The organism is Bacillus mycoides, from assembly GCF_000832605.1.
Classification (GTDB): Bacteria; Bacillota; Bacilli; order Bacillales; family Bacillaceae_G; genus Bacillus_A; species Bacillus_A mycoides.
The window spans coordinates 4219227-4238182 of sequence record NZ_CP009692.1; the positions used below are offsets into that span (position 1 = coordinate 4219227).

Here is an 18956-nt window from a genome sequence, read left to right on the forward strand (position 1 = left end):
CACTACGTTCTGTAAATCGTAAATACAGCTGTTTCTTTATCTTTTTCGTCTAATGCTAATCCGAACATGAGGTCCTGCTCTTTTAACGTACGATTCAAACCATCAACAATTTTATACAAGTCAGACGAATATTTAATACGCGTCGTTGATAGGACTTCGATTTTCTTATCCATGAAAAAACTCCTCCGTTACACAAAAATTTCTAATTATAGAAGAACGCAATGCGGTTACAATAAGAGTACATTCTTTACAACCCCTGCTTCATCACCCATCTATTATAGCAGGACATGTACAGCAAAAAAAGGTTTCAAATCGAAAAGCAATATATTTTGTATACAAGAAGTAAGAAAAATAAAATTCCTCCTACCCACATTTTTTACGCCTGAAGTTTAAATGTACTTCAGGCGTATTTTTCTTCCAATTTTATTCATTTGACGATTCTTCTAACTGTACTAACAATTCTTCTAACGGTCCTTCATAGAGCGGTACAGTTGGGATTGATTGTAAAAATCGTTTTCCATAGGAAGAACTTGTCAAACGACGATCTAATACAAATACAGTTCCCGTATCTGTATTTGTTCTAATAAGACGACCAAACCCTTGTTTGAAACGCAAGATTGCTTGTGGGAGCGCCAACTTATCAAATACGTCTTCTCCTTGATTTTTTAACCACTCTCCTTTTGCTTCCATCATCGGCTGATGAGGAGGGGTAAAAGGCAGACGGACAATGACAAGACAACTCAGAGCATCTCCAGGTATATCTATCCCTTCCCAAAAACTACTTGTTCCTAACAAAATCGATTTGTCGAACTCCTGGAATTTTCGGATTAGACGACTTCGGCTCTTATTATTCACACTTTGCGTTAATAATAAATATCCTTCTAATGTCTCATCATTTTTCAAATTCGTATACGCTTCTTTCAACATTTCATACGAAGTGAATAAAACGAGCATTCTACCTTTTGTAGCTTTCGCTATTTTCGCAATATGTGCCGATATAGACTCAATATATTCTTCATTACTTGCTTTCTTAATAAAAGGTACATCCGTTGAAACCATTAATTTCATTTGCTCTTCAAAACGGAATGGTGATGGAACCTTTAATGTATTGGGAGCAAAATCATGTAAACCTAGCTCCTCTTTTATATAGTCGAATGAATCATTAACTGTTAACGTTGCTGATGTGAAAATAACACTCTTTTTCTGGGTTAAAAATTCATCAGCAAATCTTTCACCAATATGAACAGGCTGCGCATATAGAACTGTTGAATGAATCGTTCCCTTCGTTTCAGTCTCCATCCATGTCACGTATGAATTTTTTTCTAAAATGAGTAATTGTAAAGATTGTGCCATCTTTCTCAACAACTCAATTAAATGCATATATTCACCTGTAACGACATGCATCTCCCATTCTAATTTACTTTGCAATATTTCAGCTTGCTTCTCAAGTGTAGTCAATAACTTTCTTACATCATACACAAATCGATTTGTTAACTCGGTAATGCTATCCCATAACTTACCTTTCTCTACTTCCGTGTTATATCGATAAATGAGTGGCATATTGCTCATCCCTTGTTCCTGCTTTGTTTGTTTAAATACGAAAGTCCGTAACATTTGAAATAGTTCATCCGCATCAAATTTCAATTCCTTCAAACTATGACTCACCATACGGAAAGTCGAACGCGATGCTTGCTCTGATTTTTTCATCATTTTATATACTTTAGAAAGTACATCATCTGTTTCTAGCGTACCAAGACGAGATAAAGCTAATTGAAAATACATGCATGAGAACTGTTCACCTAATGTTCTACTCGCCGCTTCCTCGATATGATGAGCTTCATCAAAAATAATATGTTCACATGAAGCAAATAGTGGTTCTTCACTTGAAAAATCTTGAAATAATAACGCATGATTTGTAATAACGATATCTGCAAATAATGCTTTATTCTTTGCTCTTTGATAAAAACAACGACTATACCAGTTGCTTTGCATCCCGCCTGGACTATGTACATCACTACAAATACGGTTCCAAAGTAACTTGCCGCCCTCAGGAATATTTAATTCATCACGATCGCCAGTTTCCGTTTGCAATAACCACACTAAAATTTTTGCCTTTGTGAGCGCCATATCATAATTTTTCTCTTCCTCTTGCAAAGCATATTCAAATTTGTGTAGACAAAGGTAATGCTTTCTTCCTTTCAGAAGAGCTACTTCAAATGAAAATGGCATTATTTTCTTTAATAAAGGAATTTCTTTTTCTAGTATTTGTTGTTGCAATTGTACAGTTTGTGTACTTATAATGACAGGCTCTTCTTTTTTCTTTGCGAAATAAATACTTGGAAGTAAATATGCAAGCGTCTTCCCCGTACCTGTTCCTGCTTCAATCAGTGAAAACCTAGAATCTCTTAGCGCTGTATATATTTCCTTCATCATAATTTGTTGGCTTTCTCTTTTTTCAAACTTTGGCATATTCAATTCAAGTTTATCGATTGTCTTATGTAAGAAAGCATCAAATTTAGATGAGTATGTTTCACTGAGGCTTAAAGAATAATTCCGCTTTCGAAGCGCAATATTTCGATACACCTCACACTCCTCTGCCTCTTCTTTACCATGCATCATTTTCTTTAAAATATTTTCAGAAAGTACATCAGCTATATCACTTTGGAAAACATCACTTAATTCATAAAGCGATTGTAATGTGACAAGTGGTAACTTTTCAATTTCACTTAAAAATTGTAAAAACAACTCCGCTGTTGCAAGAGCATCACTATCCGCACGATGTGGTTGATCGTGCTCTAGTTCATGCTGCTTAGCTAAATCACGTAATTTATAACTATCAGCTGTTGGCAAAAGAATTTGCGCCAATTCAACTGTATCAATTTTAGGACAATGTACTTCTGTATATCCAGCCTGCCTTAATTCTTCATTTAAAAAATTCCAATCAAAGTGAACGTTATGTGCAACAAAAGCCGCACCTTGTAATAGCTCAACAATCATCGGGGCTACATCTCGAAATAACGGGGCTTGTTTTACAAGATTTTCATCAATCCCAGTTAATTCTGTAATAAATAGGGGAATCTCTCTCTTCGGATTAATAAAAGATGAAAAAATCTCTAATATCTCTCCATCTTCCACTACAACAGCTGCAATTTGGGTGATTTTATCCTTCCCATCCTTCCAGGAGTTCCCTGTCGTCTCTAAATCAACAACGACATAACGCTTACTCATATATGTAACACCTCAATTTCTTACCTATCAAACACAAAAATTATATAATGTTACTATACCACGTTTTACCTCATCTTAATGAAAAGATGCACAAAAAAGCTATCTCCTTAATTAGAGATAGCCTTCCTACTTATAATATCGTGCCAGCTTTTTCAGCACCTAACATTTCAATAATTTGATTATCATCGTCTAATACTGCAATTTTCGGCTCTTGTTTATGAATATTTTCTTCTGCCACTAAACCATAGCAAATAATAATAACTTTATCACCCGGTTGTACAAGCCTTGCAGCTGCACCATTTAAACACACAACACCGCTACCGCGCTCTCCTTTAATAACATATGTCTCTAAGCGAGCTCCATTGTTGTTATTTACAATTTGTACTTTTTCATTTTCTACAATATTTACCGCATCCATTAAATCTTCATCAATTGTAATACTACCTACATAATTTAAATTTGCTTCTGTTACAGTTGCACGATGTAACTTCGCTCTCATCATTGTGCGAAACATAGATGCTCCCCCTTATTTCCCCATTAATGTTATATTGTCAATTAATCGTACATTTTCAAACTTAACCGCAATCGCTAAAATGATTCTTCCTTCAATTTTATTTATTGCTTTTAATGAAGGATATGCATATAAATCAGCATAATCTACAGTGCCTTTCGTATACTTCTCAATATGCTCTTTCACAAGATTCATAATGATTTCCGGATTACGTTCGCCTGCCTCAATTCGTTCTTTCGCTATACATAGACTGCCGTATAAATGAGGAGCCTCTTCACGTTCTTCTAGTGATAAATACACATTACGAGAACTTTTCGCTAATCCATCTTCTTCCCTTACAATATCAACTGGTACGATCGTAACGGGAATATTAAAATCAGTTACGAATCCTTCAATTACAGCTACTTGCTGTGCATCTTTCATACCGAAATAAGCACGCGTTGGCAATGTAATATTAAATAGTTTCATTAGTACAGTCGCAACACCAGCGAAATGACCAGGTCTTTGTTTGCCACATAATACGTCGGTACGCTTCACAACTTCTACTGTTGTCGTTTGTTCTGCTGGATACATCTCTTCTACACTCGGATAAAATAAATAATCAACACCATTTTCTTTTGCTACATTTTCATCTCTATCAATATCACGTGGGTATCGATCTAAATCTTCATTTGGTCCAAATTGTAGTGGATTTACAAATACACTTAAAACTACAATTTCATTTTCTTCCCTTGCCTTACGTAGTAACGTAGCATGCCCTTCGTGTAAATACCCCATCGTTGGAACAAAACCGATACTTTTTCCACTTGTACGAAGTTCGTTTGTAATTTGCTGCATCTCTTGCACTGTAGTTATGATTTTCATTATTGTTTTCCTCCGTATAACGCTAAGCACTCTTCCTCTTTCATTGTGAATGAATGTTTTTCTTCAGGAAATTGCCCTGTCTTTACTTCAGTAACGTATTGCGAAATTCCTCGCACAATCTCCTCTTGAACAGACGTATATTGCTTCACAAATTTCGGAACACGATTTACGCCGTACGAGATAAGATCGTGGTATACAAGAACTTGCCCATCTACTTTTTGTCCTGCTCCAATTCCGATTGTAGGAATTGTTAACTGCTCTGAAATAATTTCTGCTAATTGCATTGGCACACATTCTAGCACAAGTGCTATCGCACCAGCTTCCTCACATTTCTTTGCATCTTCTATTAATTTTTTTGCACTTTCAGCATCTTTCCCTTGTACTTTATACCCACCTAGCACTCCTACAGATTGAGGAGTTAAACCTAAATGCGCCACAACGGGAATTCCCGCATTCGTTAAGTAGTGAATAGTTGATATAACTTCTCCAGCACCTTCTACCTTTAATGCATGTGCCCCGCTCTCTTGAACAATGCGACGTGCATTAATCATCGTATCTTGCGATGAGACATGATAAGACATAAATGGCATATCAGTTACAATAAACGTCTCTTTCGCTCCGCGGCGTACAGCTTTCGTATGATGAATCATATCCTCTACTGTTACTGGAACTGTTGAATCATACCCAAGTACAACCATTCCTAGAGAATCACCCACTAAAATCATATCGACTTTAGCTTCTTCTGCTAATTTAGCAGATGGATAATCATACGCCGTTAGCATTGTAATCGGCTCACCTTGCTCTTTCATTTTCAAAAAATCTGTTTTTGTTTTCAAAAACTACTCCTCCTTTATGCAGGAGAGAGGAGATGGCCGAAATCATATAAAAAACCCCTCTGGCCATAAAAGGGCAGAAGGGTTGTGTGTTAGTCGGCATTATTCATCCCTCTGTCCCAGTCCGTTATTGGATCAAGGCAGAATCCAAATTATTATTTTTTCATACTGCGTAAAATAATGGTGCAGTTCGCTTTGATACTGCCCATATTCGAAATAATTATAGCAAACTCTGAAAAGGAATTGCTACATTTTTTCGAAAAAATAATTTTTTATCCCTATTATGGTATGTGAAATTTATTAGTATCTAAATGACAAAAAGAAGCTCCAAAATAGGAACTTCTTTTACTTAATTTCTATATCAGCAGAATGAATGTGGTGCACTTGTCCTTGATGATCCTCAAGTAACAATACACCATCCTCCGTAATTCCTTTTGCTAGCCCATTAATAGTTTCCTTCATCGTTCGAGCTGTAATTTCTTTTCCGATACTTACTGCGTAACTTTCCCAAAGAATTTTAATAACAGAGAAGCCATTTTTTAAATACTCTTCATACAATTTCTCTAGTTGCAAGAAAATTTGTTGCATAAGTTCCGCACGAACAATCGGCTTACCCGATTCAATTGCTAATGAAGTTGCAATTTGCTGAATTTCCTCATCAAAATGTTCTTGTTTCTGATTTGCATTAATGCCAATTCCCATAATAACAGCATTAATTTTATCTGGATCAGCTTGCATCTCCGTTAATATACCGACAGCTTTTTTACCTTGAATTAAAATATCATTCGGCCATTTAATCCCTACGTTTACACCGGTACATTTTTCAATTGCTTGCGCTACGCTAACAGCTGCTAATAAAGTAAGCTGTGGTGCATGATGAACTGGAATCGAGGGACGCAAAATAATACTCATCCAAATTCCTGTTCCTTTTGGGGAATACCATTTTCTACTTAAACGTCCTCTACCTGCTGTTTGTTCTTCAGCAACGACAATTGTTCCCTCTTCTGCGCCTTCATAAGCAAGTCTCGCTGCAATATGCTGAGTAGACTCAACCGATTCTTCAAAATAAACCGTTCTACCGATACGCTCTGTTTGTAATCCTAATTGAATCTCATTCGCAGTTACTTTATCTGGTTTACTAGCAATTCGGTACCCTAAGCGGCGTACAGCTTCTAGTTCATACCCTTCATTACGAAGGTCCTCCATATGCTTCCATACAGCGGTTCTCGAACAACCAAGTTTGTCACTAAGTATTTGACCAGATACAAATGCACCATCTGCTTCAGAAAAAACTTGTAATAACTGCTTTCTTATAGTAGATTGCATCTTTGTAGCCACTCCCTTATATCCTCTTTCTTATTAACTAAATCTCCTTGTACGATTGCTTCTTCAATATTTTGAAGCATTTCGGCAACCCACGGACCTGGCTTTTTATCTGTCCAGCTTAATAAATCATTACCAGTCACATTCATTTCTTGACGATTTTTTATCGGCAATGCATGAAATAATGATTGTACTTGCTTAACAGACGCACTATTATAACTTTCTATTATCGCTTCATATACTCTTTCCGCCATCTCAGCGATGCGAATCCCAGTTTTATAAAGAAGGATTGTATCCCACTCCTTCTCCTTTCTAGAACGAATTGCTAATAAAACCGCTACGATATCTTTAATCTTTTTATTCGAGAACTTCCATTGACGCAAAAAGACAGATGGATGCTCTTCTCCGATACAATATAAGAAAAATGCCCACGCCTCAACGTCTGTTTCGAAAGAATCCCATTTATACTGCGTAGCTTTCAAGAGTCTTTCTTCTGACATTTGCAAATATGGCAGATGAGAAAATAGCTTAGTTTCTACTAACTCTTGAAGACCATTCACACAATATGTACCGGTCAACAATTTTTCAAATTCAACTGTAATTCTTTCAATCGCTATATGTTCGAGCAAATGCCCATACGTTTCAATTGCTTGTTTCGTCTTTATTTCCAAAGAGAAACCTAACGTACTTACGAACCGAATACCACGCATCATTCGCAGTGCATCTTCTTGAAAACGGTCTGCAGCATCTCCAACCGTTGTAATTTCCTTCAGACGAATCGCTTCTTTCCCAGCAAATAAATCAACCATTTCGCCTTCCTCTGTCATTGCAATTGCATTCATCGTGAAATCACGTCGTTTTAAATCCTCTTCTAATGAACGGACAAATTGAACACTACTAGGTCTTCGAAAATCTTCATATTCGCTTTCTGTTCGAAAAGTAGTTACCTCATACGGTTCACCATTTTCTACAACAATTACAGTTCCATGCTCAAGACCAACCGGAACATGTCTTGGGAAAATAGCCATTACTTCTTCTGGTAAAGCAGATGTTGCGATATCGATATCTCCAATCGGTCTATCGATAATAAGATCGCGTACACTTCCACCAACGAAGTAAGCCTCATGTCCGTGCTGTTTTAACATCTCAATAATTGAACTAGCTTTTTTAAATCTTTCCATTCTTGTCATCCCTTAGTATGTCATAATAAATCGCCTCATACTGTGAAACGATTTTTTCCGAACGAAACTGCTCATATACAGATTTCATCGCTCGCTCTCCCATATTACGGTGAAGTTCTTCATTTTCTAGTAGCTGAATTGCTTGCTTAGCTATTCCGTCTGTATCTCCAACTTCACATATATATCCTGTTTCACCATGTTGAATGACCTCTGGAATGCCCCCAACCCTCGTTCCGATACTAGGCACACCACACGCCATCGCTTCTAATATAACAAGACCAAAACTTTCCTTTTCTGATAAAAGTAGCATTAAATCACTCATCGCAAGAAGCTCTGCAACATTATCTTGCTTTCCTAGGAATAAGACACGTTCCTCAATATGTAAACTTTTCACCAATTGTAAAATAGTACAGAACTCTGGTCCATCACCAACAAGAAGCAATTTCGCATCTACTTCCTTTACAATTTTGGCAAATGACTGCACAACATCCTGTACACGCTTAACCTTTCGGAAATTTGAAATATGAATCAACACTTTTTCATTTTCTCGTATACCATATTCTTTTTTTAATTGAGACATATCACGTTTGAAATAAACACGTTCATCTACAAAATTGTATACCGTCTCAATTTCTTTATCTGGTTTTACAAGTTCATTTGTTTCTTCAATTAACGAATGTGACACAGCTGTAACAACATCAGATTGTTCAATACCAAAGCGAATTAAATTATTTAACGAAGGGTCGGAACCTAACACAGTAATATCCGTTCCATGTAAGGTCGTAACAATTTTAATACGCTCCCCAATCATTTGTTTTGCTAAATATGCACAAATAGCATGCGGGATTGCATAATGCACATGTAAAATATCAAGGTTTTCTCTTTGAGCAACCTCTGCCATTTTACTCGCTAATGCTAAATCGTAAGGTGGATATTGAAAAACAGAATATTGATTTACTGTTACTTCGTGAAAATAAATGTTCGGGTACACTTTATTCAACCGAAATGGTACACCCGATGTAATAAAATGAATTTCATGCCCGCGTTCCGCCAATTGCTTTCCTAACTCTGTCCCAACAACCCCAGAACCACCTACAGAAGGATAACATGTAATACCTATTTTCAATTTCATTTACATCCCCCTATTAAATCAGCATGTAATAAAACCGGTTTCTTACTCATAAATCCTTCGGCATACAGCACTCCAACTTCTTTCCCAAACATCTTCTCCCGAGCGATTACAGTTTCAACGTATCCTTCGGTTAATGGCGTCTTAACACCATCACTCCCTGTTGAAAACTGACTTTCATACGCTTCTAACGCTTCCACCTTTTTAGAAAGGTATTCACTAATATCTATACAAAAATTCGGTTTATGAAAACCATTAATCATATAATTATAAAACGACTCTACACGGTGCGGCGGAAGTTCAGGCATATATTTACGAATTCCCGCTGAAAAGATAGCTTCTTCCACAAGTTTCGCGCAATTAGCATGGTCTGGATGACGATCTTCGTAATATGGTGCGAAAATTAGTGTTGGTTTATATGTACGAATAATCTTTACAATTTCACGTATATATTCTTCTTTCATATACAAACCACGGTCTGGCATTGCTAAATTAATTCTCGTTTTTACTCCCATAATACGAGCTGCAGCCTTTGCTTCTTCTTTTCTTAGTTCTACCGTTCCATTTGAAGAAAGATCAGCTTCTGTTAAATCGCAAATGCCTACTTCATATCCTTGCTTCGTATACTTTGCAATGGTACCTGCCATGCCGATTTCAACATCATCGGCATGAGCACCAAACGCTAATATATGTAATCCACTCATAATTGTTCCCCTCATTTTCTTAACTTTCGGTAATCTAAATCTCCCCGCTCTAATGCATGCATTAGCATTTCAGCACTTGCCATATTTGTTGCTAATGGGATGGCGTATACATCACATAAACGAAGTAACGCATTAACATCTGGTTCATGCGGCTGGGCTGTTAGTGGATCCCGGAAAAAAATCACCATATCCATCTCATTTTTTGCAATCATTGCACCAATTTCTTGATCTCCACCAAGAGGACCGGATTGATATCTTGTTACAACTAAACCAGTTGCCTCCATAATACGAAGTCCTGTCGTTCCTGTTGCAAAAAGTTCATGTTTTTCAAAAATTGGTTTATATGCGTATGCGAACGAAACCATATCATCTTTCTTTTTGTCATGTGCGATTAAGGCAATTTTCATCCGTTGTCTCCCCTTTAGTCGATAATATTTTCTAAACCGTACACAAGATGATCAAGGTTCATTACTGTTTCAATTGATAGTTTTACACCTGACATAAATGATGCACGGTTGAATGAATCATGGCGAACTGTTAGCATTTGTCCATCTCCGCCGAACATTACTTCTTGGTGTGCAATAAGCCCTGGTAGACGTACGCTATGAATGTGAATACCGTCTACATTTGCACCACGTGCCCCTTCTAATTGTTCCGTTTCATTAGGGTGCCCTTGCTCTTTTGGTACACGATTTTGACGGATTAATTCTACTGTTTTTACAGCTGTACCAGATGGTGCGTCTAATTTTTGATCATGGTGTAATTCAATTACTTCAACATCTTGGAAGTACTTCGCTGCCATTTGAGAGAACTTCATCATAAGTACTGCACCAATCGCAAAATTTGGAGCGATAATTGTTCCTACTTCTTTTTCTTTTGCATTTTCTGTTAATTGCTTTAGTTCTTCTTCAGTAAATCCAGTTGTACCAATAACTGATCGAAGTCCACGTTCAACTGCAAGTGTCACATGTTTCTTTCCAATTTCTGGTGTTGTTAAATCTAACAATACATCTGCTTCTACTTCATCTAAACAAGTATGTAAATCCGCGTAAATAGGTGCATCTAGCGCTGGCATTCCCGGTAAATCAGAAATTTTTTCTCCGCCATGCTTATAATCAATTGCTGCTACTAAATTGAAATGCGCTGTTCTTTCCATAAGAAGGACTGCTTCATATCCCATGCGTCCTCGTGGTCCAGCGATAATTACTTTAATTTCTTTCATGCGTCTTTCTCTCCCTCATCAATACGTGTCCAACGATCTTTATCACGTGTATTAAATTTATTCATTACAATGTTATGCGCTGTTTCTAAATCAATATTTAAACTATTTGCCATACAAATCATAACAAATAAAACATCTCCAAGCTCTTCCTCAACACTTCGTTCTTTCTCAGTCGTTTTCTTTGGTTTCTCACCATAATAATGATTAACCTCTCTTGCAAGCTCTCCCATTTCTTCAGTTAAACGAGCCATCATTGCAAGCGGACTAAAATAACCTTCTTTAAATTGACCGATATATGCATCTACTTCTTTCTGCATATCTTTCATCGTTTTTGCTTCCATACTAGTCACCTCTTATTCCTTCCTCTTTCATGTTAGCCAATTCATCGCGATTTGACAAATATTATTCCCTCATATCACTATTTACGACTCTTTTTAGGATAGACTATAATAAAGTGAAACTTCTTTTGCGTGATTTTTGCAAAAGATCAGCCTGAACCAATCGGGTCCCTGCGGCTGGTTCGACCTTTTCTTCTTCGCTTTTCCCTCTACCAGCCGTTGGGACGGGATAAAGTGAAACTTTCTTTTGCATTTTTTCCGCACAATATCAGGCTGAACTAATTAAGCTCTTATACCATTCTCTATTTTTACTATCAACTAGAAATAACTTATTATTATGTTCTATCGTTTAAGAGGAGCAATGCAATCATTACATAATTAGGGGGATTTCTAAATGACATCAAATTTGAAGATTCGAAATATCATTTTTATTTTAATCGGTTCCGCTATTTTTTCTTTCGGTATTGTGAATATCAATATTGAAAATCATCTTGCAGAGGGTGGATTTACCGGCATTACGCTATTATTATATTTTAAATTTTCACTTGATCCTTCCTATACAAACTTAATTTTAAACGTCCCTCTATTTTTCATTGGCTGGAAATTACTCGGCCGAACAACATTTTTATACACATTAATCGGTACATTTAGCGTCTCTTTATTCCTTTGGGTGTTTCAGCGCTACGAGGTTCTCAACTTACATTTAAACTTGCAAAATGATATGACACTGGCTGCTTTATTCGCTGGGGCATTTATCGGCATAGGACTTGGAATTATATTCAAATACGGCGGGACTACTGGCGGTGTTGATATTATCGCAAGGCTAGCTCACAAATATGTTGGCTGGAGTATGGGAAAAACGATGTTTATGTTTGATGCGGTCGTTATCATTATCTCTATTCTTACATATTTATCATATCGCGAGGGCATGTATACGTTAGTTGCTGTTTTTATCGGGGCTAAGGTTATTGATTTCATGCAAGAAGGTGCTTATGCAGCAAAAGGAGCAACTATTATTTCTGATAAAAACGATGAAATTGCTTCAAAAATTTTATCAGAAATGGAGCGCGGAGCAACCTTTTTAAAAGCAGTTGGATCCTATACAAAAATAGAACGTAATGTACTATATTGTGTTGTTGCTAAAAATGAAATCGTAAAATTAAAAAATATCATTATTTCAGTAGATCCACATGCCTTTGTCGCTGTAAGTGATGTACACGATGTTGTTGGTGAAGGATTTACATTAGATGAAAATAAAAATCCGTTACATAATTAAATTCAGCTAGAAAAGCTCTGTAGCTTTTCTAGTTTTTTATTATAAATCTTTTAAGTTTCTCCAAATCCTCATAAATAAGCTCCAACAAACTCCGATTATAGAAAATAGAAGCTGGATGAAAGGTCGGAAAAATATGATATTCTTTTTCTGACCAAATAAATTCTGTACTGCTGCTATCTTTCAATCGCTGCACAGGTTGCTTTAACAATTCTCCATGAACATCCGTAATTTTATTATTTTTACCAACTAAACGCTGTAATGCAATATTACCAAGTGTGACAATAACCGGCTGCTGTATAAATTCCAGTTCATAATCTAGCAAAGGTGCATGGGCAAGTATCTCACCTTGATTCGGTGTTCTATTGTACTTCTTCTGTATTATTTCGCCATTTCGTTCCCTTTTCTCTCTCCATTTATAAGGTCTACTCCGGACCGCACTCGTAATATATACTTCTTCCCTTGTAACGTGAATACGTTCTAAAAATTCCATTAAATGTTTTCCCGCTCTCCCACTAAATGGAATCCCATTATGAATTTCTGTTTCACCAGGTGCTTCTCCAACAAGCATTAATTTCGGGTTTTTAGGGCCCTGTCCACTTAAAAAACCTTCTAATTGGTATGTAGCACTACGCTCCTTCACTTGTTTAACTAAATAATATGGATATTCTATGTCCGTCACCTTCTTTCATCATTCCATACTTATCTTTATTTTAACTAGTTCTATACCCCATATTCTCTCTATTATTTCCATTTGTAACATATTATAAGATTCAATCCACAAAACAAAAAAAGACTATCAAAATTGATAGTCTTTAATCGTCGCTACGCTGCATACCAGTATAAATTAATACGAGACGTAATAATTCAAATACTGCTACAGCAGCTGCTGCTACATATGTTAATGCTGCCGCATTTAATACTTTACGAGCTTGACCGTACTCATCTGTTGATACGATACCAAGTGCTTCAATTTGTTGCATTGCGCGTTTTGATGCATCAAACTCAACTGGTAATGTAACAAGTTGGAAAATAACACCTGCTGCCATTAAAATAATTCCTAGTAACAACAAACCAGACATTTGTGCAAATACACCAATTAGGACAAAAACCCATGACATGTTTGAACCAAAATTAGCAACTGGCACTAACGAATGGCGTACACGCATAAAGTTATAATCTTTCGCATCTTGAATTGCGTGTCCTACTTCATGTGCTGCTACAGCTGTACCAGCAACTGAATGACCATAATAGTTATCTGTCGATAATCTAACCGTCTTTACACGCGGGTCATAATGATCTGACAAATGACCTGGCGTTTCTTCTACGGCTACATTGTACAATCCATTTTCATCTAAAATTTTTCGAGCCACTTCCGCTCCTGTCATACCTGATGTTGAATAAACTTGTGAATACTTGCTATAGGCACTACGTACTTTTGACTGTGCATACAACGGTATGATCAAAATGATCGCGAAGTAAATTAAATAAAACATCATAAACCTCCATTGAAGTTTTAATTATAGTACTTCTCATTCTATTTTTTTCTTCCACCGTTGTCAATAAATAAACCTTACAATCCGTATCTTTATTTATGCGTATTATTTATCTTTAGAATGCAAGTTGCTTCTCCGCTTCTCTCTCTCCCCTTTATACTTTCTCCATCCAACATACGTTAAAGTGAACAAAATAAGTCCTCCAGTAATTGTCATAAACCAAATGAGAGAGGGAGCAATCTCGTCTTTTTTTACTGTATGAAATATTTTTTGCAAATCACCTTTAATAATCCCTAGTTGCATTTGTCCACCTTTCGTTTTTAACATAACGTTACGAAATTCATCCAAATAAGATAAATGTGCATTTACACGCTGCGCTTCGTTTTCTGGCAGAGCAATCATTAAACTAGGATAAATAATATTAAATTCATTTAAAAATGTATTTAGCGTCTGTTGGAACTGTCCATCATCGTCTTTTTCCATCGCCTTTTCTACTTGAGAAAAAGCATTCATTATCTTTCTTTCTCTTTCCATCCAAAGTGGCTGATATTTAGATACTTGTGCATCAACAGCAAGTTGTAACGCTAACATATTATCCACTTTAACTTGCCTATCTGAATCTTCCGCGAGAGATTGTTTCGCCTTATCGTATGCTAAAGAAACGACTCTAATTTGTCCCGGAGTTACTTTTGAATTATTTTCATTCTCCTTTGATAGAAATTGCTCTGAGAAATGGTACAGTACTTGTATTGCCTTTTCATCTTCTTTTTTCTTCACTAACTGCAAAGAGTCATCTAGCAATCCAGTTAGTTCACTCCACTCTTCAGCATATATACGTACTGGAAACATTATAATTAGAAATGCTATCAGTCCAATTAATGTTCTCTTCATCCCGGTCCCCCCTATAACTACTAGTACAAAATATGTGGAATTGGACAAGAATAGAACAGAACAAAACCAAAAAATATATTATCTCTATGAAAACAAAAAAATTCTCTTTAAACAGAGAATTTTTTCTTTGAAACCCTTTTCTTTTTCACTAAATATTTATACACACCGTAACAAAGCATACTACCACCTAAAATCAATAATAAAATAATACATGCAGCATGCATAAAGAATTCTTCCGGTAACATTAAAATAACCGGATCTGTTTCAATATCAAACATCCAATAATCATTGCTAAATAAAAGCTTATGAAATAATACGAAACTCTTTTCAAAATTAATAGCAATTGGTAACGTAAGAGCTATTGGAAAAATAATTGTAAGAATCGCTCCGTGAAGTAAAAACTTTTCTTTTTTCTTTTTTAATAAATACGCTCCTCCTAATACAGCAATTACAATCGTTCCATACATTATATATTGAATCTTTACTAAAATATTTTTAACATCTACAAAATGAATGCGTCCATTTGTGGACATATCTAATGTCGGCAATTGTAATGCACCTTCATAAAACGGCGATAAATATGTAATAAGCACATCATAGTTTCTCTTAATTTCATCTTTCGTCATATCCGCTAAATCTGGAATATTTAAAAAATCAATTTCAAAATAATACAACCATTTTCCATATACAACTACCGTTGTCGCGAGAGCGAAAACAGAAAATGCTATGCTATAGGAAACTACTAAAGTGATCAATCGATCCAATATGTTTATACCGCTCTTATTTTTCTTCATTTTCTCCCCCTAAATGTCCTCACCATCATAAAGAAAACTGTTTTCGGTTCTCACGTAAGCAATAATAATATGTAATACACAGTACAGCAATACTTAACCAAAACGTAAAATAACCAATTTTCTCTACAAATAAATGCATAATCCCATATCTCGGCATTTGCCAAAATAAATAATCAATTGCATCATTATGTAATGTCCATATGCCAACTACAGTGAAGTGCCATTTTTTTATCCGATAAAACGGAGCATATAACATTCCCTGCACTGCCATCGCAAAATGAGATAACATTAACATATATCCCATAAGGCCAATAGGGCCTTTTACATAAATCATAATTGCATTTACAACAACAGCCCAAACACCATATTTTATTAAAGTAACTATCGCTAGCGCTTCTATTAACCCCCAGTTCTTCTTCATCAAAAAAGCAATTAAAACAAAGACAAAAAAGAGAGTCGCCATAGGGCTATCTGGTACAAACGGCCAAAATATAGGTGAGGTTTCTTTTAATTGATTTCCATACCATATGAATCCGTAAATTGTACCTAATATGTTAACAACCAATAAAAATAATAGTACCGAACGTTGCCTTAACATTGCATACAAGTAAGCCAATCTGTATGTCCAACACCTTTCAAACAAAGTAATTCTTTCATCGAACTCTACTCTATTATATAGCAAACTTTCCGTCATCGTAGAGTAGAAAACTGAAACAGATTAAATTTTCTTTAGAGATGGCTTTGCTATCCCTTTTCTGTTTCAGCTTCCCCTCATCAAACCGTACGTGAGGTTTTCCCTCATACGGCTTTCCGATGCTCTTCCTTCTTTAGCTTTCAGTTTGTTCTAGCTTCCTACTTTCACGAGTGTGTATGTTATTTTCTTCATCAAGTCCTTGATACGACCATGTTTCTTTCGAACATTTCTTTTCTTATTCCAGAAAAGGTTAAGCCGTTCTAAGACGTACCAATCTATTTTACCGAGCCACTTCTGTCCAATTAAAGATAGGCTATAATAATTTTTGAATCCTTGTAGAATTCTATTTAAACCTTTCACCATCAAACAGTGCCCAGCTTAGCTGGGTACGCAAAATAAAAAGCTGACCACAGATTTTGTAGTCAGCTTTTCTATTATTTTTTATTATACTTTGCAACGAATTCCGAAAGCTTTTTCAGTTCCTCATCTGTACCTTTAAATACACCTTTAGGCATTGAACCTTTTCCATCTTTCGCAATTTTAGCGATTTCTTCTGGTTTTAAAGTTAAGTTTTGCAAAGCCGGTGCTGCCGCTCCGCCCTGTAAATTGTCACCATGACATGTTAAACAAGTATTTTTTTGCATCAACTTGTAGCCGTCATCATTTTTATCAACTGGTGCTGTTTTTACAATTGCTCCTTGTTTTTTTGCAGCTTCCCAATCGTGGTGTGCTACAGATTCCCAAGTTAAAAAAATAATCGATGCAATTGCTAAAAGCATAAACCCCGTTGCTACAGGACGCTTCAATGGTGCTCTTTCTGGGCCTCGATCTAGAAACGGAGCTAATAGTAACGCTCCAAACGCAATCCCCGGCATAATAAACGCACCAATTACAGTAAATGAGCCTGAAGCATACGAATACTTTAATAACTGATACAAGAATAAGAAATACCAATCTGGAAGTGGTATATATCCTGCATCTGTAGGATCCGCCATTCTCTCAAGCGGTGACGGATGCGCCACTGTTAAACATAAATAACCGACTAAAAAAACTGCACCAACCATCCATTCTTTTAACAAGAAATTCGGCCAAAACGCTTCTGTTTTCCCTGGATATTCAGAATAATCTTTTGGAATATTTGGTTTCCGGGCTACTGGTACCCGAGAATCTCCTACAAACTTCATCCCTTTGCCGCGATGCATAATCTCCCTCCTTTTGTTCTTTCCCCTTTAATTTAGCAATCTCTTATAGCGGACCGGAAATACCTTGTTTGCGAATCATGATGAAGTGGAAGGCCATTAAACCTAGAAGTGCTGCTGGTAAGAAGAAGACGTGAATAGCAAAGAAGCGAGTTAATGTTTGAGCGCCAACGATTTCGGAATGACCAGCGAGTAATGTTTTAATATAAGGACCAATGAGCGGCGTTTGCTCTGCAATTTGAATCCCTACTTTCGTAGCAAATAACGCTTTCATATCCCACGGTAATAAATATCCGGTAAAACCAAGACCTAACATAACAAAGAAAATAAGAACACCAACAATCCAGTTTAACTCACGAGGCTTTTTATACGCACCTTGGAAGAAAACTCTGAGTGTATGTAAAAACATCATTACAATTACGAGACTAGCACCCCAGTGATGCATACCACGAACAATTTGCCCGTAAGCTACTTCATTTTGTAAATAATAAACCGACTCCCAAGCATTTTTAATATCCGGCACATAATACATCGTCAAAAACATTCCGGACAAAATTTGAATTACTGTAACGAAAAAGGTAAGTCCTCCAAAGCAATAGACGAATGCAGAAAAGTGATGTGCCGGGTTAACATGCTCAGGTACTTCATGATCAGCGATATCACGCCATATCGGTGTAATATCTAAACGTTCGTCCACCCAATCATAAATTTTATTTAGCATCTACTTTGCACCCCCTCTTGGCTTCGCTTTTCCTAAATACAACGTTCCATCTTTCACTTTAGACTCGTACACATCAAGCGGAGCAAGAGGCGGTGTGCCTTTAATGTTCATCCCATCTTTTGTGTAACGTCCCCCGTGACACGGGCAAAAGAATTGATTAGGATGTGCTTTGTCCGAATTCCAGTTCACTGTGCAACCTAAATGTTTACATACTGGAGAAAACGCAACAATTTCTCCACTTTCATCTTTATGCACCCAAGCAGATTTTGGCTCTTCAGACTTGTACCACCCGTCAACCTGCTTCACCTTAAAATCGAAGCGCTTCGGCTCTGTTGTAATATCCTTTACTTGTCCAACAGCAACCATATCTGTTCCCGCTTCTTTTCTTAACACCGGATCAAGCGCAAACCTCGTCATCGGCATTAAAATACCCGCCGCCATAAAGCCTCCTACCCCTGTAAGTGTGTAATTTAAAAACTGTCTTCTTGACACACGATGTTCTTTCTCGCTCACGAAAATTTCCCCCCTCTATCAGAAATTGTCCCCTCGTGAAAA

21 protein-coding genes are annotated in these 18956 nt (G+C 36.6%); 1 reads left to right on the forward strand and 20 read right to left on the reverse strand.

Annotated elements, in window-relative coordinates:
• Positions 1–2 precede the first annotated feature (2 nt).
• The 12 genes from BG05_RS30170 to BG05_RS23420 form a co-directional block, all read right to left on the reverse strand.
• Complete coding sequence (locus BG05_RS30170; protein WP_002086589.1) at positions 3–173, reverse strand: YpmA family protein; 171 nt, start codon at positions 171–173, stop codon at positions 3–5.
• Between the two features lie 250 nt (positions 174–423).
• Positions 424–3228, reverse strand: a complete 2805-nt coding sequence (gene dinG / locus BG05_RS23370; RefSeq protein ID WP_002030787.1) for an ATP-dependent DNA helicase DinG — start codon at positions 3226–3228, stop codon at positions 424–426.
• A gap of 130 nt (positions 3229–3358) precedes the next feature.
• Positions 3359–3742 (reverse strand): aspartate 1-decarboxylase, encoded by a 384-nt coding sequence (panD, locus tag BG05_RS23375; protein ID WP_000490176.1) that lies wholly within the window; start codon positions 3740–3742, stop codon positions 3359–3361.
• A 12-nt stretch (positions 3743–3754) separates the two neighbouring features.
• Complete coding sequence (gene panC / locus BG05_RS23380; RefSeq protein WP_002126472.1) at positions 3755–4603, reverse strand: pantoate--beta-alanine ligase; 849 nt, start codon at positions 4601–4603, stop codon at positions 3755–3757.
• Positions 4603–5439 carry a 3-methyl-2-oxobutanoate hydroxymethyltransferase gene (gene panB, locus BG05_RS23385; RefSeq protein WP_002126469.1) on the reverse strand — a complete coding sequence of 279 codons (837 nt, stop codon included), beginning with the start codon at positions 5437–5439 and terminating at the stop codon, positions 4603–4605. Before panB ends, panC begins: the two co-directional genes overlap by 1 nt.
• 342 nt (positions 5440–5781) lie before the next feature.
• Positions 5782–6762: a biotin--[acetyl-CoA-carboxylase] ligase gene (locus BG05_RS23390; RefSeq protein WP_002086594.1), complete on the reverse strand. Its 981-nt coding sequence runs from the start codon at positions 6760–6762 to the stop codon at positions 5782–5784.
• On the reverse strand, positions 6747–7940 hold the full coding sequence (locus BG05_RS23395) for a CCA tRNA nucleotidyltransferase (protein WP_002086595.1): 1194 nt from the start codon (positions 7938–7940) through the stop codon (positions 6747–6749). The genes BG05_RS23390 and BG05_RS23395 overlap by 16 nt, the downstream gene beginning before the upstream one ends.
• A complete protein-coding gene (gene bshA / locus BG05_RS23400; RefSeq protein ID WP_002086596.1) occupies positions 7927–9072 on the reverse strand; it encodes an N-acetyl-alpha-D-glucosaminyl L-malate synthase BshA in 1146 nt (381 codons plus the stop codon). Before bshA ends, BG05_RS23395 begins: the two co-directional genes overlap by 14 nt.
• On the reverse strand, positions 9069–9773 hold the full coding sequence (gene bshB1, locus BG05_RS23405) for a bacillithiol biosynthesis deacetylase BshB1 (protein ID WP_002011848.1): 705 nt from the start codon (positions 9771–9773) through the stop codon (positions 9069–9071). The genes bshA and bshB1 overlap by 4 nt, the downstream gene beginning before the upstream one ends.
• 11 nt (positions 9774–9784) lie before the next feature.
• Positions 9785–10180: a methylglyoxal synthase gene (gene mgsA / locus BG05_RS23410; RefSeq protein ID WP_000684753.1), complete on the reverse strand. Its 396-nt coding sequence runs from the start codon at positions 10178–10180 to the stop codon at positions 9785–9787.
• 14 nt (positions 10181–10194) lie between these two features.
• Positions 10195–10995 (reverse strand): dihydrodipicolinate reductase, encoded by an 801-nt coding sequence (gene dapB / locus BG05_RS23415; protein WP_002126457.1) that lies wholly within the window; start codon positions 10993–10995, stop codon positions 10195–10197.
• Complete coding sequence (locus BG05_RS23420; protein ID WP_002011846.1) at positions 10992–11336, reverse strand: nucleotide pyrophosphohydrolase; 345 nt, start codon at positions 11334–11336, stop codon at positions 10992–10994. The genes dapB and BG05_RS23420 overlap by 4 nt, the downstream gene beginning before the upstream one ends.
• A 391-nt stretch (positions 11337–11727) precedes the next feature.
• On the opposite strand from BG05_RS23420, the gene BG05_RS23425 reads away from it, so the two are divergent.
• The gene (locus BG05_RS23425; RefSeq protein ID WP_002126452.1) at positions 11728–12609 is read left to right on the forward strand and encodes a YitT family protein; all 882 of its coding nucleotides are present in this window, start codon (positions 11728–11730) and stop codon (positions 12607–12609) included.
• A gap of 28 nt (positions 12610–12637) precedes the next feature.
• Here the strand turns inward: BG05_RS23425 and BG05_RS23430 are convergent, their stop codons facing one another.
• The 8 genes from BG05_RS23430 to qcrA all read right to left on the reverse strand — a co-directional run bounded on the left by BG05_RS23430 (position 12638) and on the right by qcrA (position 18914).
• Positions 12638–13288, reverse strand: coding sequence for a uracil-DNA glycosylase (locus tag BG05_RS23430; RefSeq protein WP_002011844.1), 651 nt, complete (start codon positions 13286–13288; stop codon positions 12638–12640).
• 133 nt (positions 13289–13421) lie between these two features.
• Positions 13422–14102 (reverse strand): zinc metallopeptidase, encoded by a 681-nt coding sequence (locus BG05_RS23435; protein WP_002086606.1) that lies wholly within the window; start codon positions 14100–14102, stop codon positions 13422–13424.
• A 105-nt stretch (positions 14103–14207) separates the two neighbouring features.
• The gene (gene ypjB / locus BG05_RS23440; RefSeq protein WP_002126445.1) at positions 14208–14993 is read right to left on the reverse strand and encodes a sporulation protein YpjB; all 786 of its coding nucleotides are present in this window, start codon (positions 14991–14993) and stop codon (positions 14208–14210) included.
• Positions 14994–15100: 107 nt separating this feature from the next.
• Positions 15101–15787 carry a lipoprotein intramolecular transacylase Lit gene (gene lit / locus BG05_RS23445; protein WP_002064533.1) on the reverse strand — a complete coding sequence of 229 codons (687 nt, stop codon included), beginning with the start codon at positions 15785–15787 and terminating at the stop codon, positions 15101–15103.
• 25 nt (positions 15788–15812) lie between these two features.
• Entirely contained in the window at positions 15813–16403 is a 591-nt protein-coding gene (gene lhaT, locus BG05_RS23450; RefSeq protein ID WP_002126441.1) for a lipoprotein heptaprenylglyceryl N-acetyltransferase LhaT, read from the reverse strand.
• 512 nt (positions 16404–16915) lie between these two features.
• Entirely contained in the window at positions 16916–17683 is a 768-nt protein-coding gene (gene qcrC / locus BG05_RS23460; RefSeq protein WP_002011836.1) for a menaquinol-cytochrome c reductase cytochrome b/c subunit, read from the reverse strand.
• A gap of 43 nt (positions 17684–17726) precedes the next feature.
• Complete coding sequence (gene qcrB / locus BG05_RS23465) at positions 17727–18401, reverse strand: menaquinol-cytochrome c reductase cytochrome b subunit (RefSeq protein ID WP_000932700.1); 675 nt, start codon at positions 18399–18401, stop codon at positions 17727–17729.
• On the reverse strand, positions 18402–18914 hold the full coding sequence (gene qcrA / locus BG05_RS23470) for a menaquinol-cytochrome c reductase iron-sulfur subunit (protein ID WP_002011835.1): 513 nt from the start codon (positions 18912–18914) through the stop codon (positions 18402–18404).
• Positions 18915–18956: the final 42 nt, after the last annotated feature.